The sequence below is a fragment of the Caulobacter sp. GW821-FHT11E10 genome (assembly GCF_058808375.1).
Genome location: NZ_JBXARP010000001.1, coordinates 112,716 through 136,191, shown reverse-complemented (window position 1 = coordinate 136,191; position 23,476 = coordinate 112,716). Strand labels below are relative to the sequence as shown.

18 protein-coding genes are annotated in these 23,476 nt (G+C 69.0%); 9 read left to right on the top strand and 9 right to left on the bottom strand.

Translation table 11 applies throughout. From position 1 onward, the window contains the following. The first annotated feature begins 56 nt into the window (after positions 1 to 56). From AC1RRV_RS00660 to lpxK, 5 genes are read left to right on the top strand one after another with little or no spacing between them, the layout of a single operon-like run. Complete coding sequence (locus AC1RRV_RS00660; protein WP_492857650.1) at positions 57 to 1,880, top strand: ABC transporter ATP-binding protein; 1,824 nt, start codon at positions 57 to 59, stop codon at positions 1,878 to 1,880. Beyond that, positions 1,877 to 2,590, top strand: coding sequence for a lysophospholipid acyltransferase family protein (locus AC1RRV_RS00655; protein ID WP_492857649.1), 714 nt, complete (start codon positions 1,877 to 1,879; stop codon positions 2,588 to 2,590). The genes AC1RRV_RS00660 and AC1RRV_RS00655 overlap by 4 nt, the downstream gene beginning before the upstream one ends. Before the next feature lie 31 nt (positions 2,591 to 2,621). Continuing rightward, on the top strand, positions 2,622 to 3,611 hold the full coding sequence (locus AC1RRV_RS00650) for a cation diffusion facilitator family transporter (RefSeq protein ID WP_492857648.1): 990 nt from the start codon (positions 2,622 to 2,624) through the stop codon (positions 3,609 to 3,611). Continuing rightward, positions 3,608 to 4,867, top strand: a complete 1,260-nt coding sequence (locus AC1RRV_RS00645; RefSeq protein ID WP_492857647.1) for a 3-deoxy-D-manno-octulosonic acid transferase — start codon at positions 3,608 to 3,610, stop codon at positions 4,865 to 4,867. The genes AC1RRV_RS00650 and AC1RRV_RS00645 overlap by 4 nt, the downstream gene beginning before the upstream one ends. Then, positions 4,864 to 5,871, top strand: coding sequence for a tetraacyldisaccharide 4'-kinase (gene lpxK / locus AC1RRV_RS00640; protein ID WP_492857646.1), 1,008 nt, complete (start codon positions 4,864 to 4,866; stop codon positions 5,869 to 5,871). The genes AC1RRV_RS00645 and lpxK overlap by 4 nt, the downstream gene beginning before the upstream one ends. A 138-nt stretch (positions 5,872 to 6,009) precedes the next feature. Here the strand turns inward: lpxK and AC1RRV_RS00635 are convergent, their stop codons facing one another. From AC1RRV_RS00635 to purD, 3 genes are all read right to left on the bottom strand, one after another. Further along, a complete protein-coding gene (locus tag AC1RRV_RS00635) occupies positions 6,010 to 7,296 on the bottom strand; it encodes a metal-dependent hydrolase family protein (protein WP_492857645.1) in 1,287 nt (428 codons plus the stop codon). An 8-nt stretch (positions 7,297 to 7,304) separates the two neighbouring features. Then, positions 7,305 to 8,387, bottom strand: a complete 1,083-nt coding sequence (locus AC1RRV_RS00630) for a phosphotransferase family protein (RefSeq protein WP_492857644.1) — start codon at positions 8,385 to 8,387, stop codon at positions 7,305 to 7,307. A gap of 69 nt (positions 8,388 to 8,456) precedes the next feature. Further along, complete coding sequence (gene purD, locus AC1RRV_RS00625; protein WP_492857643.1) at positions 8,457 to 9,740, bottom strand: phosphoribosylamine--glycine ligase; 1,284 nt, start codon at positions 9,738 to 9,740, stop codon at positions 8,457 to 8,459. A gap of 116 nt (positions 9,741 to 9,856) precedes the next feature. Between purD and AC1RRV_RS00620 the strand changes: the two genes are divergently transcribed. The 3 genes from AC1RRV_RS00620 to AC1RRV_RS00610 all read left to right on the top strand — a co-directional run bounded on the left by AC1RRV_RS00620 (position 9,857) and on the right by AC1RRV_RS00610 (position 13,181). Then, positions 9,857 to 10,537, top strand: a complete 681-nt coding sequence (locus AC1RRV_RS00620) for a DUF2306 domain-containing protein (RefSeq protein WP_492857641.1) — start codon at positions 9,857 to 9,859, stop codon at positions 10,535 to 10,537. Positions 10,538 to 10,656: 119 nt separating this feature from the next. Beyond that, positions 10,657 to 11,367: a LytTR family DNA-binding domain-containing protein gene (locus AC1RRV_RS00615; protein ID WP_492857640.1), complete on the top strand. Its 711-nt coding sequence runs from the start codon at positions 10,657 to 10,659 to the stop codon at positions 11,365 to 11,367. Between the two features lie 161 nt (positions 11,368 to 11,528). Then, on the top strand, positions 11,529 to 13,181 hold the full coding sequence (locus AC1RRV_RS00610; RefSeq protein ID WP_492857639.1) for a PAS domain-containing sensor histidine kinase: 1,653 nt from the start codon (positions 11,529 to 11,531) through the stop codon (positions 13,179 to 13,181). A gap of 3 nt (positions 13,182 to 13,184) precedes the next feature. Here AC1RRV_RS00610 and phoB read toward each other — a convergent pair whose 3' ends face one another. The 6 genes from phoB to AC1RRV_RS00580 all read right to left on the bottom strand — a co-directional run bounded on the left by phoB (position 13,185) and on the right by AC1RRV_RS00580 (position 19,807). Next, positions 13,185 to 13,877, bottom strand: coding sequence for a phosphate regulon transcriptional regulator PhoB (gene phoB, locus AC1RRV_RS00605; protein ID WP_492857637.1), 693 nt, complete (start codon positions 13,875 to 13,877; stop codon positions 13,185 to 13,187). A 19-nt stretch (positions 13,878 to 13,896) separates the two neighbouring features. Continuing rightward, positions 13,897 to 14,589 carry a phosphate signaling complex protein PhoU gene (phoU, locus tag AC1RRV_RS00600; protein WP_492857635.1) on the bottom strand — a complete coding sequence of 231 codons (693 nt, stop codon included), beginning with the start codon at positions 14,587 to 14,589 and terminating at the stop codon, positions 13,897 to 13,899. 22 nt (positions 14,590 to 14,611) lie between these two features. Then, positions 14,612 to 15,454 (bottom strand): phosphate ABC transporter ATP-binding protein PstB, encoded by an 843-nt coding sequence (pstB, locus tag AC1RRV_RS00595; protein ID WP_492857634.1) that lies wholly within the window; start codon positions 15,452 to 15,454, stop codon positions 14,612 to 14,614. Between the two features lie 58 nt (positions 15,455 to 15,512). Further along, the gene (pstA, locus tag AC1RRV_RS00590) at positions 15,513 to 16,811 is read right to left on the bottom strand and encodes a phosphate ABC transporter permease PstA (protein WP_492857633.1); all 1,299 of its coding nucleotides are present in this window, start codon (positions 16,809 to 16,811) and stop codon (positions 15,513 to 15,515) included. Continuing rightward, the gene (gene pstC / locus AC1RRV_RS00585; protein ID WP_492857632.1) at positions 16,804 to 18,237 is read right to left on the bottom strand and encodes a phosphate ABC transporter permease subunit PstC; all 1,434 of its coding nucleotides are present in this window, start codon (positions 18,235 to 18,237) and stop codon (positions 16,804 to 16,806) included. The genes pstA and pstC overlap by 8 nt, the downstream gene beginning before the upstream one ends. Before the next feature lie 154 nt (positions 18,238 to 18,391). Continuing rightward, positions 18,392 to 19,807: a sensor histidine kinase gene (locus tag AC1RRV_RS00580; RefSeq protein ID WP_492857631.1), complete on the bottom strand. Its 1,416-nt coding sequence runs from the start codon at positions 19,805 to 19,807 to the stop codon at positions 18,392 to 18,394. Between the two features lie 163 nt (positions 19,808 to 19,970). Between AC1RRV_RS00580 and AC1RRV_RS00575 the strand changes: the two genes are divergently transcribed. Then, entirely contained in the window at positions 19,971 to 23,228 is a 3,258-nt protein-coding gene (locus AC1RRV_RS00575) for an autotransporter family protein (protein ID WP_492858090.1), read from the top strand. The last annotated feature ends 248 nt before the right edge of the window (positions 23,229 to 23,476 follow it).

Below are 23,476 nucleotides of genomic sequence, written 5' to 3'. Positions count from 1 at the left end.
ACGAGTGCGTCCCTCAAGCCATTGACAGCCCCCTCCCGACATCCGACCCCTCCCGCATGACCGCACAGGACAGTCCGCAGCCCTCGAACCGCGCCCTGATGGGCCGGATGTGGCGCGAGTTCCTGAAGCCGCGCTGGAAGGGCTTCCTGGTCTCGATGATCAGCGCGGTGATCGTCGCCCGCCTGACCGTCATGCTGGGCGAGTATGTGCAGCCCGCCGTCGACCAGCTGATCGTCAGACCCCAGCCCGGGGCGCTGATCTGGGTTCCCCTGACCATCGCCGGCCTGGCGGTGGCGCGCGGGGTGTTCCAGGTCATCCAGGCCAGCCTGATCAACCGCATCGGCAACGGCGTCGTCGGCGACATGCAGACCCGCCTGTTCGGCCGCCTGGTCCGGGCCGACCTGGCGCGACTGCGCGGCGCGCACTCGGGCTCCTATGTCGCCTCGGTGCTCTATGACGCCGGCCTGATCCGCGAAGCGGCCACGACCGGGATCATCAACTACGTCCGTGAAGGCCTGACCGTCGCCATCACCCTGTGGGCCCTGCTGCAGGCCGACCCGATCCTGGCGGCCGGCGTCCTGATCATCGTCCCGGGCGTCAGCGGCATCATCCGCAACTTCTCGCGCCGCACGACCAAGGCCGCCAAGGGCGCGATGGGCGAGACCTCCAATCTCTCGACCGCGATCATGGAGAGCCTGGACGGGGTCAAGATCGTCAAGATGGAGAACCGCGAGGCCTATGAGGAGGGCCGCGTCGCCGCCGTGGTCGAACGCCGCCAACATCACCTGATCAAGGGCAGCAACGCCCGCGCCATGGCCGCGCCCGCCACGGAACTGTTCTCGCAACTCGTCATCGCCGCGGTCTTCGCCTACGCCGGCTGGCGCGCCATCACCGGCGCCGTGGTCGTCGGTCCCTTCACCCTGCCGCCGATCACCGCCGGCGGCTTCCTGTCCTTCGTCATCCTGCTCGGCATCGCCGCCCAGTCGCTGCGCCAGGTCGCCAACCTGCAGACCGTGTTCAGCGAGGGCCTGACCGCCGCCCGCCGTCTGTTCGAGGCCCTGGACGTCGCCCCGACCATCGTCGATCCCGCCGACGCCAAGGCCCTTCCGGCCGGGGAGAGCACGATCGCCCTGGACCACGTCACCTTCTCGTACGGCGCGGACATTCCGGCCCTGTCGAACGTCTCCCTCGAAGCCCGCAAGGGCGAGACCGTCGCCCTGGTCGGCCCCTCGGGCGGCGGCAAAAGCTCGATCCTGAACCTGATCCCGCGCTTCTATGACGTGACGGTCGGAGCGGTGACCATCGACGGCCACGACGTGCGCTCGGTGACCCTGGCCTCCCTGCGCGACCGCATCGCGCTGGTCACCCAGGAGCCGTTCCTGTTCGACGACAGCATCCGCGCCAACATCGCCTATGCCCGTCCCGGCGCCAGCCAGCTGGAGATCGAGGCCGCCGCGCGTCAGGCCGCCGCCCACGACTTCATCCTGGAACTGCCCGAGGGCTACGACACCGCCGTCGGCGAGGCCGGGGCCCGCCTGTCCGGCGGCCAGCGCCAGCGCATCGCCATCGCCCGCGCCTTCCTCAAGGACGCCCCGATCCTCCTGCTGGACGAGGCCACCAGCGCCCTGGACACCGAGAGCGAGGCCCAGGTCCAGGCCGCCCTGGAACGGCTGATGGCCGGCCGCACCACGATCCTGATCGCCCACCGCCTGTCGACGGTGAAGAACGCCGACCGCATCTACGTGATCGAGAAGGGCCGCGTGGTCGAGATCGGGAGCCACACCGAACTGGTCCACGCCGGCGGCCTCTACGCGCGCCTGGCCAAGGCCCAGGACCTGGACCATGCGCCCTCAAGCGAAGTCGGGGAGGCTTCCGCTTGAAGCCCCTGCGTTCGCCGTGGGTCATGCGCGTGATGACTCGCCTATTCGCCGGCTATATCGCCGCGACCTACCGGACCCTGCGCTGGACCCGCGAGGGCCAGGAGATCGCCAGCCGCGTCCAGGCGGAGGCGCTGGCGAGCGGCGGCGGGGCCATCCTGGCGCTCTGGCACTCGCGTGTCCCGGTCGGACCGGCGACCTGGCCGCAAGGTCCCGACAAGCCGGAGATCCGCGTCCTGGTCAGCCAGTCGCGCGACGGCGAGTTCATCGCTCGGGTGATCGCGCGCCTTGGCCTGCCCTCGATCCGCGGCTCGTCCCTGAAGAAGACCGACACCCACAAGAACAAGGGCGGCGAGCAGGCCTTCCGCGACATGGTCAAGTGGGTGAAGGACGGCGGCGCCATGGCCATCACCCCAGACGGCCCGCGCGGCCCGGTCGAGGTCATGCAGAAGGGCGCGGTCGCCCTGGCCCGGGTCAGCGGCGCGCCCGTGCTGTTCGTGGGCGTGGCGGTGAAGCCCTGTATCCGGCTGAACACCTGGGACCGCACCATCATCCCCCTGCCCTTCGCCAAGGCGGCCATGGTCTGGGACGGCCCGGTTCTGGCTGGTCGCGACGCCGATCCGGATGCGCTGGCCGAAGCCTGGGGCGCACGCCTGTCGGCCGTCTCGCGCCGCGCCGAAGCCATCGTCGGCGAAACGACTCCCGAAGATTGATCCGCCTCGCCCTTGGTGGGATGTAGAGCCCATGCCGCACGATCACTCCGGACACGATCACAGCCACGACCACGACCATCACGGTCATGATCACGCGCACGGCCATCACCATGGCCATGGTCACCACGGCCACAGCCATGCGCCCAAGGACTTCGGCCGCGCCTTCGCGGTCGGGGTGGCGCTGAACCTGGGCTTCGTGCTGGTCGAGGCGGGCGCCGGCCTGATCACCGGATCGCTGGCCCTGCTGGCCGACGCCGGCCACAACCTGTCGGACGTCCTCGGCCTGCTGCTGGCCTGGGGCGCGGTCGTGCTGGCCAAGCGCGCGCCCAGCGCCCGCCGCACCTACGGTCTGCGCAAGGGCACCATCCTGGCTTCGCTGGGCAACGCCGCCCTGCTGTTGATCGCGGTCGGCGCCATCGCCTGGGAGGCGGTTCGCCGCTTCGCCACGCCCGAGCCGATCCAGACCGGCCCGGTGATGATCGTCGCCGCCATCGGCATCGTCATCAACACCGCCACGGCCCTGATGTTCATGAAAGGCGGCAAGGACGACCTGAACGTCCGCGGGGCCTTCCTGCACATGGCCGCCGACGCCGCCGTCTCGGCTGGCGTGGTGGTCGCGGCCCTGGCCATGGCCATTACCGGCTGGTTGTGGCTGGATCCCGTGGTCAGCCTGGCCATCGTCGCCGTCATCGTGCTGGGCACCTGGGGCCTGCTGCGCGACTCGCTGGACCTGGCCCTGGACGCCGCGCCGCGTGGCGTCGATCCCGCCCGCGTCCGCGACTGGCTGGCCGCCCGTCCCGGCGTCAGCGAAGTCCACGACCTGCACATCTGGGCGATGAGCACGACCGAGACGGCTCTAACGGCTCACGTTGTCCGTCCGCTGGACGGCGATCACGACAAGTTCCTGCACGAGGCCTGCTCGGAATTGGCCAGCAAGTTCAACATCGGCCACGTGACCATCCAGGTCGAGTCCAGCAGCGGCGCGCACAGCTGCCGTCTGGCGCCGGAAGGCGTCGTTTGATCCGGCCCGACGCGCTCAAGCTCTACCGGGTCGCCACGGGCCTTCTCGAACCGTTCGCCCCGGCTCTGCTGACCAACCGCGCCCGCAAGGGCAAGGAGGATCCCGGACGGATCGCCGAGCGCCTCGCGAGAGCCCCGACCCTCCGCCCGGACGGCCCGCTCGTCTGGCTGCACGGCGCCAGCGTCGGCGAGAGCCTGTCGATCCTGCCGCTCGTTGAGCGGTTGCGAGCGGAACGTCCCAAGACAACCGTCCTGGTCACCTCGGGCACGACGACCTCGGCCGCCCTGCTGGCCAAGCGTTTGCCGAGCGGCGCGATCCACCAATATATCCCGGTCGATGCTCCTGGCGCGGCCAAGCGCTTCATCGCCCGCTGGAAGCCCGACCTCGCCGTCTTCGTCGAGAGCGAGCTGTGGCCCAACCTCCTGCTGGAGGCCAAGGCCGCCGGGACGCGGCTGGCGCTGGTCTCGGCCAAGCTGTCTGACCGCAGCTTCGCCAGCTGGCAAAAGCGCCCCGACGCCGCGCGCCATCTGCTGTCGAACTTCGACCTGATCCTGGCCCAGGACGCCCGCGCCCACGAGCGGCTTGAGGCCCTGGGCGGCAGGGTGGCCGGCGAGGCCGACCTGAAGTTCGGCGCCGCGCCGCTGCCGGTCGACGAGGCTGAGTTGGCGAAGCAGCGCGCGATCTTCGCCGGCAAGCCGGTCTTGGTCGCGGCCAGCACCCACCCGGGAGAGGACGAGCTAGTGCTCGCGGCCCAGGCCGCGCTTGAGGACGAGGCTCCCAACCTGATTATCGTGCCCCGCCACATCGAGAGGGGCCCGGCCATCGTAGAGATGGCGCGCAAGCGTGGCCTGAAGGCCCATCTCCGCAGTTCAGGCGTGGAGGCGGCCATGCCATCGATCCTCGTTGCAGATACGCTCGGCGAACTCGGTCTCTGGTACCGCGTCGCCGACCTTGCGCTCATCTGCGGCAGCCTGCTTCCCAACATTGGCGGTCACAATCCCCTGGAAGCTGCACGTCTATCCTGCCCATTCGCGCGGGGCGGCCATGTCGAGAACTGGCAGAGCGCCTATGATGCGCTGGCCATCGCGAGCGGCGGCGGCGCTGACATCGGCCCGACGCTTGACGTCGGCATCGCCGAAGGGCTCGACATGCTCGATCAACTCCGCGAACGCGCTGCCCAGGCCCGCGCCTTCGTCGACGCCCGCGACGCCGAGGCCCGCGCCGGCCTTTCCCGCATTCTCGAGCTGGTCCCATGAAACTCGGCACGCCCCGCTGGTGGTACGTGAGAAGCGGCGGCCCCGCCCTGCTGACCCGCGCCCTGCTGACCCCGATCTCGTGGCTCTGGTCCGACGCGACCCGCCGACGCATCGCCCGCACCACCCCCTCGATCATCGGCGCGCCGGTGATCTGCATCGGCAATGTCACCATGGGCGGGGCTGGCAAGACTCCGATCGTCCGCGAGCTGCTCCTGCTGCTGAACCGCAATGGCGTCGAGGCTCACGGCCTGTCGCGCGGCTATGGCGGCAGGCTGAAGGGACCGGTCCAGGTCGACACCGCCCGTCACACCGCCGCCGACATCGGCGACGAGCCGCTGATGCTGGCCCAGGACTTTCCGATGTGGGTGTCGGTCGACCGCGCCGCTGGCGCCCGCGCCGCCGCTCGGGCCGGGGCCCAGGCTATCGTCATGGACGACGGTCACCAGAACCCGACCGTCAAGAAGGCGCTTTCGCTGGTCGTGGTCGATGGCGAGACCCGGAGCGGCGAGTGGCCGTTCGGCGACGGTCGCGTCTTCCCCGCCGGCCCGATGCGCGAGCCCCTGAAGGTGGGATTGTCACGCGCCGACGCCGTCGTACTGCTGCTGCCGGTCGACATGGAAACGGCCGATCCGGAACTGCTGGCCGAGTTTGGCGACACGCCCGTGCTGATCGCCCGCCTGGAGCCGGCCGCCCCCGTGCCGAAGGGGCCGCAGGTCGGCTTCGCCGGCATCGGCAAACCCTGGAAGGTCGAGAAGGCCCTGACCGCCGCCGGCTGCCAACTGGTCGACTTCGCCCCGTTCCCGGACCACGGCGAATATACCGAAGCGACGCTGACCCTGCTCGCCGATCGGGCCCAGGTCTACGAGGCCGGTTTGGTCACCACCGAAAAGGACTGGGTGCGCCTGCCGCCGAAATGGCGCGAAAAGGTCACGCCCTGGCCCGTGCGGGCGCGCTTCGACGACGAGGCGGCGGTGGAGAAGCTGCTGGCGAGCGTGGGACTGTAGGAACGCCCGTAGATGCTCCCGCGTTGGGGGAGCTGTCGCGGAGCGACTGAGGGGGCCTCTGGGGCTTAGGCCGAGCTGCCCCCTCCGGCCCTCTGGGCCACCTCCCCCAGCGGGGGAGGATCTCCGCCGCGCCGCCGCCTACTTGTAGACCACCCCGCCCTTGATCACCGACGTCACGCGCAGGAGCTCCGTGACGTCCTTCAGCGGGTCGCCCTTCACAGCGATCAGGTCCGCGGCCTTGCCAGGCGCCAGGCTGCCGATCTCGCCCGACATCGAGAAGTGGTCGGCCGCGTTGACCGTCGCCGTCTGGATGGCTTCCAGCGGGGTCAGGCCCGCCTTGACCAGCAGGCCAAACTCGCCGGCGTTGTCGCCGTGGGCCGAGACGCCGGTGTCGGTGCCGAAGGCGATCTTCACCCCGCCCTCGTGGGCGCGGCGGGCCATGGCCAGCATCTTCGGGCCAGCGTCCAGGGCCTTGGCGGTCTGGGCCGGGGTCAGGAAGTTGTTCGGCCCCGTGGCCACCCGATAGACGAAGTCGCCGGCCATAAGGGTCGGCACCAGATAGGCGCCGTTCTTCTTGAAGGCCGCGACGCTCTCGGCGTCCAGGAAGGTGCCGTGCTCGATCGAGTCGCCGCCGGCTTTCAGGAAGCTGTTGATGCCGTCGACGCCGTGGGCGTGGGCGGTGACCTTGCGGCCCATGCGGTGCGCGGTCTCGACGATGGCCGCCAGCTCGGGGTCCGAGAACTGCTGGGCCAGGCCCGCGGCGGTGTTGGAGAGCACCCCGCCCGTGGCGGTGATCTTGATGATGTCCGCGCCCAGCCACACCTGCTCACGCACCGCGCGGCGGCAGTCGTCGGGACCCGAGCACACCGAGGTCGGCCGCAGCACGTGCATGACCTCCTCGCTGTAGCCGTTGACGTCGCCGTGGCCGCCGTGGACCGACACGGCCGAGCCGGAGGCAATGACGCGCGGGCCCGGGACGTCGCCACGCTTGATGCCGTCGCGCAGGGCGAAGATCGCCTTGTTGTCGGCCCCAAGGTCCGCGACGGTCGTGAAGCCCGCCATCAGGGTCTTGCGAGCGAAACCGGCCCCGACCAGGGCGTCGTCGGCCGCCGAGCGGGTCACCGCCTGCAGCCGGCCGTTCGGGTTCTGCTCGTGGGTCAGGTGGACGTGGCTGTCGATCAGGCCCGGCAGGACGAAGCTGTCCTTCAGGTCGACAATCTTGCCGCCAGGCTCGGACACATAGCCGTCGACGATCCGGGCGACCTTGCCGTTCTCCAGCACCAGCGTCTTGGCGGTCTCGACCTTGCCCGTCGCCGGGTCAGCCAGCAGGCGGCCCGCCTGGACGAATACGGTTTCCGCGCACGCGACGCCGCTCAGCGTCCCAGCCATGGCCAGGGCGCAGGCGCCCACCAGAAATTTCTGCATTTAGACCCTTACGCCCCTGCCTTCTGCGCGAAGGCCCGGGCTCCCTTGGCCAGGACCGGCACGCGCGCCTCCATCAGCTGCGCATGGGCGCTGGCGGCGGTGCCGTCACGGACGCGGCCGACGATGCCCTGGCAGATGCCGGCCAGTCTGAAGAGGTTGTACGAGAAATACCAGTCCAGCTCGGGCAGGCCGTCGCGGCCGGTGGCCTTGCAGTAACGCTCCACGGCCTGCGGGATGGTCGGCACGCCGTAGGCCTCCAGGTCCTGGATGTCCGAAAGGCCGCCGCGCTGATCGGACGGCATCACCCAGTTCATCAGGAAGTAGCTGAAATCGGCCAGCGGATTGCCCAGGGTCGACAGCTCCCAGTCCAGCACCGCCACCACGCGCGGCTCGGTGGCGTGCAGGATCATATTGTCGAGGCGATAGTCGCCATGGACGATCGAGGTCTTGTCGTCGACCGGGCAGCTCTTGGGCAGCCAGTCGATCAGCTTGTCCATGTCGTCGATCTTGGCGGTCTCGGACGCCCGGTACTGCTTGGTCCAGCGGTCGATCTGGCGGGCGAAATAGTTGCCGGGCTTGCCGTAGTCGGCCAGGCCCACGGCCGCGTAGTCGACATTGTGCAGCGCCGCCAAGGTGTCGATCTCGGCCTCGTAGATCGCCCGGCGTTCGGCTGGCTGGTAGTCGGGCAAGGTCCCGTCCCACAGGATCCGGCCTTCGACATTGTCCATCACGTAGAAGATCGTGCCGATGACCTCCTCGTCCATGCACAGGGCATAGGCCTTGGCGACCGGAAAGTCGGCCTTGTTCAGCCCCGAGATCACCTTGAATTCGCGGTCGACGGCGTGGGCGCTGGGCAGCAGCTTGCCCGGCGGCTTGCGGCGCAGGACGTACTTCTTGGCCGGCGTGACCAGCTGATAGGTCGGGTTCGACTGGCCGCCCTTGAACTGGCGAACCTCCAGCGGACCAGCATAGCCCTCGACATTGGTCTCCAGCCAGGCCGCCAGCTTGGCCTCGTCGATCACGTGGCGCGGGTCGACCGGCTTGGTGCCCGAGTTCAGGTCCTGGGCGGACTGTTCGGCGGCTTCGGCCATGCGCGTCTACTCCCCAACGCTTGTTTGAATGGGGAGTTTAGAGAGTGAGGCGCGCGGCGCAACCCACCACTAACGCGGCTGCAGCGCCCGCCAGCCGATGTCGGTGCGGTAGAAGCCGCCTTCCAGCGAGATCGTCCCCAGCGCGGCGTAGGCCACGTCGCGGGCCTCGTGCAGGGTCGCGCCCAGGGCGCAAACGTTCAGCACCCGACCGCCCGAAGCCACGAGACGTCCCTCGAACTCGCGGGTGGTGCCGGCGTGGAAGACCACCGCCTCGCCGCCGAAATCGGCGTCCGCGCCCTGGATCCGGCCCCCGGTCTTGGGCGCGTCGGGATAACCTTCGGCGGCCAGGACGACGCAGATCGCCGCCTCCTCGCGCCACTTTGGCGGCGCGGCCGAGGCCAGTTCGCCCTTGGCGGCGGCCAGCAGGATCGGGACGATGTCGCTTTCCAGCCGCAGCATGAGGGTCTGGCACTCGGGATCGCCGAAGCGGGCGTTGTATTCGACGAGCTTGGGACCGGTCGGGGTCAGCATCAGCCCGGCATAGAGCACGCCGACATACGGATTACCCTCGACGGCCATGCCCTCGACGGTCGGGACGATCAGCTCGCGCCAGGCCTGGTCGACCAGCGCCTCGGTCAGGACCGGCGGCGGCGAATAGGTGCCCATGCCGCCGGTGTTGGGCCCCTCGTCGCCGTCATAGGCGCGCTTGTGATCCTGGGCCGCGCCGAACAGCATCGCGGTCTTGCCGTCGGACAGGGCGAACAGCGAGGCCTCCTCGCCGTGCATGAACTCCTCGATGACCACCCGCGCGCCGGCCGAGCCGAAGCGGCCGCCCAGCATGTCGACGACAGCGGCGTCGGCCTCGGCCCGGGTCGCGGCGATGACCACGCCCTTGCCGGCCGCCAGACCGTCGGCCTTGATGACGAACGGTGCTTCCAGGGTGTCGAGGAAGGTCCCGGCCGAAGCCGCGTCCTCGAACACGCCATAGGCCGCCGTCGGCAGGCCGTGGCGTTGGCAGAAGTCCTTGGTGAAGGCCTTGGAGGTTTCCAGCTGGGCGGCGCGCTGGCTGCCGCCGAAGCAGGGGATGCCGACCTCGGCGAGCTTGTCGGCCAAGCCGACTTCCAGCGCCGATTCCGGGCCGACCACCACCAGGTCCGCGCCAATCTCCTTCGCCAGGGCCACCAGGGCGTCAGCGTCAGTCACCTTGACCGCTCGCAGCTCGGCGACGGTTTCGATGCCGGGATTGCCCGGAGCGGCGACGAGGCGGCCGCACAGCGGCGACTGGGCGATCTTCCAGGCCAGGGCGTGCTCGCGCCCGCCGGACCCGACGAGGAGGATGGTCAGCTTTTCCATGAGGCCGGGGTGTGACGCGCGGTAGGCGGTGGGTCAAGCCATGCTCTCGCCCCAGCCTCCCGTCATTCGCCCCAGCGCGCTGGCGAGACTGGCTTGGCGCGACCAGCCTAACCGCCATGGACAAGCTCTTCTCTCCCACCCTGGCCCTGCACATCGGCTGCGGCTTCGCCCTGGTCGCCGCCGGCCTGATCCCGATCCTGACCCGCAAGGGCTCACGCCTCCATCGCTGGGCGGGCCGCGCCTTCGTGATCCTGATGAGCGTGCTACTGGCCGCCGCGTGGGTGATGACGGCGCTGCACTTCAGCGCCTATTTCGCGGCCCTGTCGGCGGCCGCGACGATCACGGTCTTCTCCGGAACACGGGTGCTGGGACGCAAACGGCCCGACCTTGATCCGCGCCAGCGCGCCAAACCCCTGGACTGGATCGTGACCCTGGGGCTGGTCGGCATCGGCGCATGGATCCTGATCCTGGTCGTCACCGGCCGCACGGGCGACAAGGCGGCCGTCTCCATCGCCCTGGTCTACGCCGCTTTCACCTACGGGGGCTGGGACCTCTGGCGCTTCGCCCGTCCCACCGACTGGCCGTTCTCGCCGAACCTCTGGACCTACGAGCACCTTGTGAAGATGCTGAGCGCCTATGGCGCGGTGCTCAGCGCCTTCTCGGGCAACTTCCTGACCTTCCTGCCGACCCCATGGAGCCAGCTCTGGCCGACCCTGCTGTTCCAACCGATGGCCGCGATCTGGATCGCCGTGCTGGTCATGCGCGGCCGACGTCGCCGGGCCTTGTCGCCCGCCTGAGGACCGCACCGACGGCTGCCTGGGTCTGGGCGTTCACCGCCTATAGCTGGAGCGCCACAACGCTCTGCGCCGCCTGGTTCGGCCGACGCTACTCGGCGGCGCGCGGCGTTGAACTGAGCGTGGCCAATTCCCTGTTGTGGCAAGGCGCGGTCTATGCCGCCTGGCTGCCCGCGGCGGGGATCGTGTGGTGGATCTTCCGCCGCTTCGGGGCTGGCGCGCGCGGTGTCGCGATGACGTTCGCGGCCGGCGTGGCGGTCGTGCCGCTTGAAGCCCTGGCCTCCAGCCTGATCGACCAGGCCTTTGTCGGGGAAAGCGCCCTGGCCGGCCGCGTGCTGGGCCGGGCGCCGGTCTGCATCCTCCTCTACACGGCGATCGTCGCGGTCGGCCTGGCCGCCGTGCAGCACCGCCGGGCGGCCGAGGCTCGCGCCCGCACCGCCTTGCTGGAAGCCGCCCTCGCCGAGGCCCGGGCCGTCCCGCCCCTTCCCCAGGCCGAGCGACTGATGGTGATGACCGGCGCCCGCCGCGCGCCGGTCGAGGTCGCGGCGGTCGAGTGGTTCGCCGCCGCCGACAACTATGTCGTGGTCCACTGGGCCAATCACGAGGGAGAGAGCCGCGAAGGCCTGTTGCGCGCGACGCTGCAAAGCCTGGAGGCCCGGCTCGACCCCCGCGTCTTCGCCCGCGCCCACCGCTCGGTCCTGGTGAACCTGGCCCATGTCGAGGAAGCCCAGCCCCTGTCGGACGGCTCCTGGCGACTGACAATGGAGAGCGGCGCCGAGGTGGTGACCAGCCGCACCTATCGCGACGACGTGCTCAAACGGCTCGGCCGCTAGCGCCATCCCGAGCCGGGCCGTGGTGCGTCGTATCGTCCCGGTTGACCGAATGCGACGTCGGCGCGCTTGTCAGACTCGGCGACACACGCCTCAATACGATTTGAGTTCACGCATCCATTCAAAGCCTTAGAGCCCGGAACGGGTCAGGAACGACGCCGCGCATGGCCGCTGACGAACGAGATCGCCCGCTGGACCAGGCCTCGACGGCCGCCGCCGAGGCTTCACATCCGACAAAGGCGCTGCATTCGCGCGCCTTTCTTGACGCCGTGGTCGAGAGCGTGCCGGCCATGCTGGTCGTCAAGAACGGCCGCGACGGCCGGTTCGTCCTGATCAACCGGACGGGCGAGGAACTGCTGGGCGTGCCCCGCGAGGCGATGATCGGCCGCAACGACGCCGACTTCTTCCCCGCCGAGCAGGCGGCCGCCTTCGCCGAGATGGATCGCAAGGTCCTGGAGAGCAACCGCCTCTGGGTCATCGACGAAGAGCCGCTGAAGACTCCGCACAACGGCGACCGTTGGCTGCAGACCAAGAAGATCGCCATTCCCGGCGAGAACGACGAAAAGCTGCTGCTGATCATCAGCGAAGACATCACCGAGCGGAAGAAGTCGGCCGTCGCGCTCGAGGCCGCCCTGCAGAGCGCCCAGGCCGCCAGCATCGCCAAGTCGGAATTCCTGGCCAATATGAGCCACGAGATCCGCACGCCCCTGAACGGCGTGCTGGGCATGGCCCAGGTGCTGGCCCAGACCGACCTGACCGACCGCCAGCGCGAGATGATGGACGTGATCCTCAACTCCGGACGGGTGTTGAACGCCCTGCTCAGCGACATCCTGGACCTGGCCAAGGTCGAGGCCGGCGAGGTCGAGCTGGAGACGGCGCCGTTCAACCTGCGCGCCGGCCTGACGGCCGCGGCCGCGACCTTCGAGGGCCTGGCCCACCAGAAGGGTCTGACTTTCTCGCTCGATTTCGCCGACGGCTTCCACGACCGCGCGACCGGCGACGCCCTGAAGATCGGCCAGATCGTCAACAACCTAGTCAGCAACGCGGTGAAGTTCACCTGCGAGGGCTCGGTCACCGTGCGGGCCGCCACGCGCGAGGCCGAGGACGGCGCGATTGTGCTGGACGTGGACGTCGAGGACACCGGCGCGGGCTTCGCGCCGGAATTCCGCGACAGCCTGTTCGAGCGCTTCGTGCAGGGCGACGGCTCGATCACCCGCCGCTTCGGCGGCTCGGGCCTGGGCCTGGCCATCGCCTTGCGGTTCGCCAAGCTGATGCACGGCGACATCAGCTGCGATTCCGTCCTGGGCGAAGGCGCCCGCTTCCATTTCACGGCCCGTCTCGCGCCCGCCGAGGCCGAGGAGCCCGCGCCAGCCCGCCGCCCTGCGCCGGCGCCGTCGTCGCAGCGCCTGCGTGTGCTGTTGGCCGAGGATCACCCGACCAACCAGCGCGTGGTCGAACTGATGCTGGGGGAGATGGCCGACCTGGTGGTGGTCGAGAACGGCGCGGCCGCGCTCGACGCCTTCGACAGCCAGCCTTTCGACGTGGTGCTGATGGACACCCAGATGCCCGTGATGGACGGGCTGACGGCGATCCGAGCCATCCGCGAGCGGGAAGAGGACATCAATCGTGGCCGCATCCCGATCATCTCGCTGACCGCCAACGCCATGCCGCATCAGGTCGAGGCGTGCCTGGCCGCCGGCGCGGACCTGCATCTGGCCAAGCCGGTCACCGTGACGGCGCTGTTCGAGAGCATCGCGGCGGCCGCCGACCTTGCCGCCGACGCCGAGGAAGCCCTGGAACGGGCGGCGCGCTCCTAGGGCTTAAGCCGCGTCGAGATCCAGCGAGTAGCCGGCCGAGCGGACCGTACGGATCGGATCGCCATCGTCCGTGCCGTTCAGCGCCTTGCGCAAGCGGCCGATGTGGACGTCGACCGTGCGAGCCTCGACATAGACGTCCGAACCCCAGACGGCGTCCAGCAGCTGTTCGCGGCTGAACACCCGGCCCGGATGCTGCATCAGATAGTCCAGCAGACGGAACTCGGTCGGGCCCAGGTGGATCTCCTTGCCGCCCCGTTTTACGCGATGGGCGACCCGGTCGATGATGATGTCGCCGACGGTGATGCGGTCGTCGGCCAGGCCCGGCCGGATCCGGCGCAGCACGGCGCGGACGCGGGCGGTCAGCTCGACCATCGAGAACGGCTTGACCACATAGTCGTCGGCGCCGGTGTCGAGGCCGCGGATGCGATCCGTCTCCTCGCCGCGCGCCGTCAGCATGATGATCGGCACGTTGCGGGTCTCGGCCCGGCCGCGCAGGCGGCGGCAGACCTCGATGCCCGAGACCTTGGGCAACATCCAGTCGAGGATGACCAGGTCCGGGGCCCGCTCATTGGCCATGATCAGGGCTTCCTCGCCGTCGCCAGCGACGCCGACGCGGTAGCCCTCCTTGTCGAGATTGTAGTGCAGCAGGGTGGCCAGGGCGTCTTCGTCTTCCACCACCAGAACGTAGGGAGTCACTTCAGGTCGCCTCTATCGATTACTGCGTCACGACGTCGAGCTTGGGACGCTGGGAAACCAGTTCGTCGCCGGTCAGCTCGAAGTGGATGATCTCGGCGATGTTGGTGGCGTGGTCGCCGATCCGCTCGAGGTTCTTGGCTACGAACAGCAGATGGGCGCAGGCGTTGATCGTGCGCGGGTCGCCCATCATGTAGGTGAGCAGCTCGCGGAAGATCGAGTTGTAGTGCTCGTCGACTTCCTCATCGCGGCTCCAGACGCCGATGGCGCGCTGCAGGTCCGAGGTCGTGTAGGCGTCCAGGACGTCCTTCAGCCGGCTCTGCACCAGCTTGCCCATGCGCTCGATCGAGCGGGTCAGGGCCGTCATCGGGTCGGCCTCGGTCAGGATGAAGGCGCGCTTGCCGATGTTCTTGGCCATGTCGCCGCAGCGCTCGAGGCTCATCGAGATCTTCAAGGCGGCGACGGCGTGGCGCAGATCCACGGCCATCGGCTGGCGCAGGGCGATCAGACGGAAGGCCTTGCGCTCGATCTCGCCCTGCAGGGCGTCCAGGCGCTCGTCGCCGGCGACCACGGCCTGGGCCAAAGGCCCGTCACGGCGGGCGATGGCGGCGATGCAGTCGGCGACCTGCGACTCGGCGATGCCGCCCATGCGGGTGACTTCGGCCGTGAGGTGGGCCAGCTCTTCGCCGTACGACTTGACGGTATGTTCGGTCATCTCGGTGTCTCTTTCCGCCGGATCAGCCGAAGCGGCCGGTGATGTAGTCCTGGGTGCGGCTGTCGCGAGGATTGGTGAACATCTCCTCGGTCGGCCCGCTCTCGACCAGCTTGCCGAGGTGGAAGAAGGCCGTGCGCTGCGAGACGCGGGCGGCCTGGGCCATCGAGTGGGTGACGATGACGATGCAGAACTGGCTGCGCAGCTCGTCGATCAGCTCCTCGATCTTGGCGGTGGCGATCGGGTCCAGGGCCGAGCAGGGCTCGTCCATCAGGATCACTTCCGGCGACACGGCGATCGCGCGGGCGATGACCAGGCGCTGCTGTTGACCGCCCGACAGGCCCGTGCCCGGCTGGTGCAGGCGATCCGCGACCTCGTTCCAGAGGCCGGCCTTCTTCAGGCTGCTTTCGACGACGGCCTCGAGCTCGGCCTTGCCGGTCGCCAGGCCGTGGATGCGCGGGCCGTAGGCGACGTTCTCGAAGATGGTCTTGGGGAAGGGGTTCGGCTTCTGGAACACCATGCCGACGCGCGAGCGCAGCACCACCGGGTCGACGCTCTTGGCGTTGACGTCCGAACCGTCGATCTCGATCACGCCTTCGACCCGGGCCGAGGGAATGGTGTCGTTCATGCGGTTGATGCAGCGCAGGAAGGTCGACTTGCCGCAGCCCGACGGGCCGATGAAGGCGGTGACCGACTTGGCCGGGATGTCGAGGTCGACGTCGAACAGCGCCTGCTTGTCGCCGTAGAAGACCTTGACGTTGCGCGCCTTGATCTTGGCCTCGCCGACCGGAGCGGTCGCGTGGGCGTGCGGGACGGTGGTGTGGATCACCGGCGTGTGGGCGGTGTCGTCGGGGCTTTGCACGGGCATGGCGTGTCCCTGGAGAAGGGGCGAAGCGAGAGGGTTCAGGATCTGGGTCATGGGAACCTTACCAGCGGCGCTCGAAGCGGCGGCGCAGGATGACGGCCGCGGCGTTCATGACGATCATGAAGACGAGAAGGACGATGATGGCGGCGGCGGTGCGCTCGTGGAAGGCGCGCTCGGAAGCGTTCTCCCAGATGAACACCTGAACCGGCAGGACCGTGGCGGCGCCGGTGAAGCCTTCCGGCACGCCGGGTACGAACGAGACCATGCCGATCATCAGCAGCGGCGCCGTCTCGCCCAGGGCGTGGGCCAGTGACAGGATGGCGCCGGTCATCACGCCGGGCATGGCCAGCGGCAGCACGTGGTGGAAGACGGTCTGGGTCTTCGACGCGCCGACGCCCAGGGCGGCTTCGCGGATCGAGGGCGGCACGGCCTTCAGCGCTGAGCGGGTAGCGATGATCACGGTCGGCAGGGCCATCAGGGCCAGCACCAGGCCGCCGACCAGGGGCGAGGACCGCGGCACGTTCAGCCAGTTGATGAACAGCGCCAGGCCCAGCAGGCCGTAGACGATGGAGGGCACGGCCGCGAGGTTGTTGATGTTGACCTCGATGATGTCCGTCCAGCGGTTCTTCGGGGCGAACTCTTCGAGATAGGTCGCCGCCAGCACGCCCACGGGCACCGCGATCAGGGCGGTGATGATCAGCATCATGGCCGAGCCGACCACCGCGCCCAGCACGCCGGCCTGCTCCGGCTCGGTCGAGTCTGAGTTGGTGAAGAAGGCGAAGTTGAAGCCCGACTTGATCGCGCCGGCCTTCTGGAGCTGGTCCAGCCAGTCGAGCTGCTGGTTGTCCAGCTTCCGGTCGCCCTCGGCGGTCGCGCGCTCGATCTCGCCCTTGAAGTACAGGTCGGCGTCGGCCTTCAGCGAGCCGGAGACGTCGACCGTCTTGCCGATCAGCGACGGGTCGGCCTTGAGCTTGTTCAGCAGCTGGAAGCCGAAGTCGCGCGACACCAGGTCCTGGACCTTGGTCGAGACCGTGCCCAGATCGTCGTCCTGGACGCCCAGCTTCTTCATCACCGCCTCGGCGACGATGTAGTCGTAGTTGACGCCGCTGAGGTCGGACGTGTCGATGCGCTCGGGGTTCAGATAGACCGGCACACTGAGGGTGTGGCTCTCGAACGTCGTGTAGCCCTGGCTCACGATCCGGCCGACCAGCACGACGAGGAAGACCAGGGCGACGATGATCGCGGCCAGGCCCTGGGCCTTGAACCGGCGCTCGGCCTGGTGGCGCTTCTTCAGCCGGGCTTCCATGGCCGTCGAGGCGGCGGAGCGCGGGGCGGCCGCGCCGAGGGTCGCGTCAGTCATATTGTTCCCGGTACTTCTGGACGATGCGCAGGGCGACGATGTTCAGGCACAGGGTCACCACGAACAGGGTGAGGCCCAGGCCGAAGGCCGACAGCGTCTTCGGGCTGTCGAACTCCTGGTCGCCGGTGAGCAGGGTCACGATCTGGACGGTCACGGTGGTGACGGTGTCGAGCGGGTTGACCGTCAGCTTGGCCTGCAGGCCGGCGGCCATGGTCACGATCATGGTCTCGCCGACGGCGCGCGACACGGCCAGCAGCATGGCGGCCATGATGCCCGGCAGGGCGGCCGGCAGGACGACTTTCTTAACCGTCTCCGACTTGGTCGCGCCCATGGCGTAGCTGCCGTCGCGCAGGGACTGCGGCACGGCGTTGATGATGTCGTCCGACAGCGAGGAGACGAACGGGATCAGCATGATCCCCATCACCACCCCGGCCACCAAGGCCATCTGGTTCTGGACTTCCATCAGGTAGGTCGCCAGCGGGCCGGGCGGCAGGGCCGCGCCGATGGCGTTGAAGCCGGCGCGGAAGATCGGGCCCACCGTCAGGGCGGCGAAGAAGCCGTAGACCACGGTCGGCACGCCGGCCAGGATCTCCAGCAGCGGCTTCACCACGCCGCGCACCGTGCGGTTGGCGTATTCCGAGAGATAGATGGCCGAGTAGAGGCCGACCGGCGCGGCCACGGCCATGGCGATCAGCATGATCAGGAAGGTGCCGGCGAACAGCGGCACGGCCCCGAACGCGCCCGCCGAGGCGACCTGGTCGGACCGCATGGCGATCTGCGGGCTCCACTCGGTCCCGAACAGGAACGACAGCGGATTGACGCTCTGGAAGAAGCGCCAGCTTTCCCAGACTAGCGAAAGCACAATGCCCAGGGTGGTCAGCACGGCCGCGACCGAGCAGCCGATCAGCAGCACGCTGATCCAGCCCTCGACCCGGTTGCGGGCGCGGAATTCCGTGGAGATGCGCGGGAAGGCGACCAGGAACCCCGCCAGGGCCAGCACCGCGGCGGCGGCCAGCATGCCGATGTTCAGCAGGGTCTGAATGCGCTTGGCCTCGGCGACCTTGGCGTCCAGCGCGACCTTGATCTCGCCTTCGTAGGTCACCTCGCTGGGCGCCTGCCCAGCGGCGATCGCGTGGGCGTCGCTGTAGAAGACGGCCTGGCGGTCAAGCTCCAGGGCCTGGACGGCCGCCGGGCGCGTGGACTGCAGCATCGCGTCCTCGACGCGCCCCCCGAACATGGCGCCCAACAGCAGCAGCAGCGCCGCCGGCACACCGGCCCAGAGGGCCGCGTAGGTCCCGTAGTAGCTCGGCAGGGAGTGAAGGACGCGCTTGCGGCCTCCGGTGGCGGTCACGGCGCGGCGGCGGCCAGCCACGAAGGCTCCACCGGAGAACAGCGCCAGGACGAGAAGCGAGAGCCAGGTCAGCATGCGTGAAGCTAATCTTGCGCCAAGTTGTCGAAGGCCCCGCAGGATCGCGAGCCTTCCCCCGGCCCGATCTATGCCGGGCGGGCGCTGTGCTTATGCGACACTTACATGACAGTTTGACGACAGTGGCCGGGAAGGCCTCGAAGGCCTTGTAGAATCAGGCCTCGGCCGTCGTGGGCGGCGACGTCGCCGGCTCCGCGCCGACCTTGGCCATCGGCAGGTAGACGCCGAAGGTCGCGCCCTCGCCTTGAACGCTCTCGACCGTCAGCCCGCCCCGGTGGCGGTTCATAATGTGCTTGACGATGGCAAGGCCCAGGCCGGTGCCCGAACGGTCGCCGCTCTTCTGGCCCTCGACGCGATAGAAGCGCTCGGTCAGGCGCGGCAGGTGCTCGCGGGCCAGGCCCGGTCCCTTGTCGCTGACGCGCAGTACGGCGTAGCGCTCGGCCAGGTCGTGGTCGGGGGTCAGCAGCGACATGCGCGAGGCGGCGGGATCGCGGGCGGCGGCGGCGGCCTCGGCGGCCAGGCCGGGGAAGATCTCGACCCGCACCACCCCGTCCCGGGGCGTGTACTTGATGGCGTTGTCGACCAGGTTCTGGATCACCTGGATGATCTGGTCGCGGTCGCCCTCGACCACGGCCCCGCCGCGCGGGGGCAGGACGGGATCGAAGCTCACGGCCTTCTCTCGGGCCTGGGGTGCCAGGGCGTCGATAACGTCGATCGCGGCCATCGACAGGTCCACCCGGCCCAGCGGCGCGATGTGCTCGTTCAGCTCGATGCGCGACAGGCTCATCAGGTCGTCGATCAGGCGAGACATCCGCTCGGCCTGGGCCAGCATGATCCCCAGGAAACGGTCGCGGGCTCCCGGATCGTCCTTGGCGTGGCCGCGCAGCGTTTCGATAAAGCCCGACAACGACGCCAGCGGCGTGCGCAGCTCGTGGCTGGCGTTGGCCAGGAAGTCGGCGCGCGTGCGCTCGCTGCGGCGGGCGTCGGTCTCGTCACGCAAAGCCAGGAGGGCGAGGCGCGAGCGGCCCGCGCTTTCCTTCAGGGGTCGGGCGTAGGCCAGCCAGGTCCGTCCCTGGGTCCCGCCGGTCTCGAACTCGACCATGCCCTCTATATTGCCAAACAGCGCCTCATCGACGGCCTCGAGAACCCTGGGATTGCGCACGGCGGTGATCAGCAGGCCGCCCTGGGGTTGGATCTTGAACAGCTCGCGCGCGGCGGCGTTGGCGAACAGGAAGCGCCGGCCAGTCAGGTCGTCGGCCTCCTCGGCGGCGATGACCATCAGCGGATCGGGCAGACGATCGAGAATCGCGGCGAAGGGCGGGGCCTCCACGACCGAGGCGGCGGGCGCGAGGCCCGCTCCCGAGGTCGGCGAGGCGGTCGCGGCGCTCAAGGGCCGCGTGAACCACCAGCCCACCCCGGCCGCCGCCAGGGCTACGACAAAGGCGGGACCCGGCTGGGCCATGCCCAGAACCGCCAGGACCAGAATCGCGGCCGGCCCGATCATGATCAGCCAGAATGCGCTCGCGGCGCGGCTTTCCGGACCGTCCGGGGGCGTGTTCGCCAGCGGCATGGAGGGGCTCACCGATTCAAGCGAGGGGCGATTCGTCGATCCAGATATGGCGCCCCGCCAAGCCATGCGATAGACGGTTGGCGCCTTAGTACGTGTCGTCGGCGGGACTCACCGCATTTTCGCCGCAACGTGACCCGAATTAATGGCGCCGGTTTATTTCGAGGTGTCGTTCGTAATGCAGCGCAAGGTCCTGGTCGCGACGGTCGCGGCCGCTCCTCTCTTGGCCATGGGTTTCGCCGCTTCGGCCGAAACCTCGGTCTCCACCGCGCGGACGACGCCGATCGCCACCAGCACGGCTACGGGCACGGCCGCGGACGATATCAAGATCACGGCGGAAGGCTCGATCAAGCTGACCACGGCCGGTCCGATCGTCACGATCGACAGCAACAACAAGGTCACCAACCTCGGGACCATCGGCACGACCGGCGTCAATGACGGCGTGGGCGTGCTGATCATCGGCGGCCGCACCGGGTCGCTGACCAACTCGGCGACGATTTCGCTGCTGGAAGACTACACCGCCACCGATAGCGATTCGGACGGCGACCTCGACGGCGCCTTCGCCCAGGGCGCCAACCGCTACGGCGTGCGCCTGACGAACGCCGGGACGTTCACCGGCGACATCATCAACGAAACGACCGGTGTCATCAGCATCGAGGGCAACAACTCCGCCGGCATGCTGCTGGAAGGCCCGGTGGTCGGCAACATCACCAATCTGGGCAGCATCAGCGTCACCGGCGACAACGCCTATGGCCTGCGGATCGCCGCGCCGGTCACCGGCAACGTGAAGCTGGGCGGCGCGATCAACGTCCAGGGCGTGGGCGCCGTCGCCCAGGCCATCGATTCGAACATCACCGGCGCTCTGGTCCTGCAAGGCAGCACCAGCTCGACCGGCTATCGCTACACCTCGCGTCCGCAGACGTTGGACGCGATGAACAAGCTGGACGCCGACGACCTGCTGCAAGGCGGTTCGGCCGTGCGCATCGCCGGCGACGTGACCGGCGGCGTGCTGCTGCAAGGCGTCAACAACTCGACCAAGGTCGGTACGGACGGCACGACCACCAATACGACGATCACCTCCAGCACCAGCAACTCGTCCAGCATCAGCGTCTTCGGCTCGGCCCCGGCGCTGCAGATCGGATCGGCCAGCCAGAACGTGACCCTCGGCGCGGTCGGTACGGCCGACAACGCCTATGGCCTGGTGGCCAAGGGCGTGATCGGCGCGGCCGGCGTCTATAACGGCGTCTCCGCGACGGGTATCTCGATCGGCGCCGGCGGCGGCCGCACCACCACCGTCACCGGCGGCGTGCGCAACGACGGCCAGATCTCGGCCACGACCTATGAAGCCGATGCGACCGGCGTGGTCCTGAACACAGGCGCGATCGCCAACGAGATCCTCAACCGCGGCGCCATCCTCGCCAATTCGTCGTCGTACGCCGCCTCGGGCGTCACGGCCAGCGCGCGGGGCCTGGTGCTGGGCGCCGGCTCGACCACGACCAGCGTGCGCAACACCGGCGCCATCAGCGCCACGCGCACCGGCGAGACCGGCGACGCGGTCGCCATCCTCGACCAGGCCGGCACGCTGAAGACCATCACCAACACCGGCGCCATCCGCACCAGCCTCGCCGCGCCGGTCTACAAGGCCGACGGGACCGTCGCCACGGTCACGGCCGCCGGCAGAGCGATCGCCCTCGACCTGAGGGCCAACAATTCTGGCGTGACCTACACCCAGTCGACCCCAACCGACTTCACCTCGACCACCACCTATCCCAGCACCGACACGGTCACCAGCGCCGACACCGTCACCACCAGCGTAGCGCCCAGCACCGTCGGCGACGTGCTGTTCGGCGGCGGCGCCGACACCCTGAACCTGTGGAGCGGCACGCTGCTGGGCGAGATGTCGTTCGGCGCGGGCCAGGACCGCCTGTCGGTCGACGGCGGCGCCGTGGGCCTGGGCAAGCTGTACGACAGCGACGGCAAGCTGGACGTCTCGATCACCAACGGCAGCCTCGGCATCGTCAACACCGACACGATCAGCATCTCCAGCCTGACGGTCGGCGCCAAGGCCAAGCTGCTGTTCTCGGCCGACCCGGCCGCCGGCGTGAACACCAAGCTGGCCGTCGCCGGCCCGGTCAACATCGCCACCGGAGCCGAGCTGGGCATCCGCCTGGCCAACCTGGTCAAGCAGCCGACCAGCTTCACGGTCATCCAGGGCGCCAACATCAATGTCGGCACGATCGGCAACGGTCTGCTGGCCGAGTCGCCGTACCTGTACGTGGCCACCAGCCGCGCCGACGCCAACAACGTCTATATCGACGTCCGCCGCCGGAGCGCGGCCGAGATCGGCTTCACCAAGGCCGAGACGTCCGCCTACGACGCCGTCTTCGCCGCCCTGGGCGCAGATTCGACCCTGGCGGCCAACTTCCTGGGCCAGAACACCCGCGACGGCTTCCGCGACCTCTACGACCAGATGCTGCCCGACCAGGGCGAGGGTCTGTTCTCCGCCCTGCAGTCGATCAACCAGCAGATCTCGGCCGCCACCATGTTCCGCCCCGATCCGGGCGACCGCTATGGCCCCGACAGCGTGTGGATGCAGGAGATCAACTCGCTGACCCGCCGCGACAGCGACCAGACCCTGGGTTCCGACACCCAGGCGTTCGGCTTCGTCGGCGGCTATGAGGCCATGGGCGACGCGGGCGGGGCCCTGGGCCTGACCCTGGCCTATGCCAGCATCGAAGAGCACGACATCGTCGCCAAGGTCGGCGAGCAGACCACCGCCTCGTTCGTCCAGGCCGGCGCCTACTGGCGTCGTTCGGTGGGCGGCTGGCGCTTCAACGCCGGCGGCGGCGGCGGCTACGGCTTCTTCCAGGGCGACCGCCGCTTCATCGCGCCGGACACCAATGGCGACGGCGTGGCCGATCTGAGCCTGCAGAACACCGCCGACTGGAACGGCATGATGGCCAACGCCTATGCCGGCGCGGCCTACGAGGCCAAGTTCGGCCGCTTCTTCACCCGCCCCGAAGCCCGCCTGGACTATGTCTGGCTGCGTGAAGGCAAGCGCGCCGAGACGGGCGGCGGCGATGGTTTCGACCTGACGGTCGACAAGCGCACCTCCAGCAATCTCAGCGGCGAGCTGGGCGTCGTCCTCGGCGCCGATTTCGGCAAGAACGTCTGGTGGCGTCCGGAAGTGCGGGTCGGCTATCGCCAGACCCTGGCCGGCTCGGTCGGCGACACGGTCGCCCGCTTCAAGAACGGCAACCCCTTCACCCTGGCCGCGCTGGACGACAAGGACGGCGCCATCACCGCCGGCTTCGCCCTGCGGGCCGGCACGCCGATGTCGTACCTGGCGGTGGAAGGCGGCGTCGAGGCCACCAAGAAGCAGAAGCGCTACAACCTGCGCCTCGCTGGCCGCGCGATGTTCTAGGGGCCAGAAACCCCTCACTTTCTCAGCGAAAATGTCGAAAAGCCGTCACGGGAAACCGTGGCGGCTTTTTCCGTGAACGGAACGTTTACCGTTTAAGCGCCTGATATGGCTGAAGATTCGCAGCGTTTTCCGCGACACTTCGCCGCGCCTCCAGAAAAACTCAAGGCCGGTTTTCCTAATCTCTATTTCGCAGCTAGGAATAATGATCTTCCTTAGCTCGGCAGGTCGGCCCCGCACAGCGGCGCCGA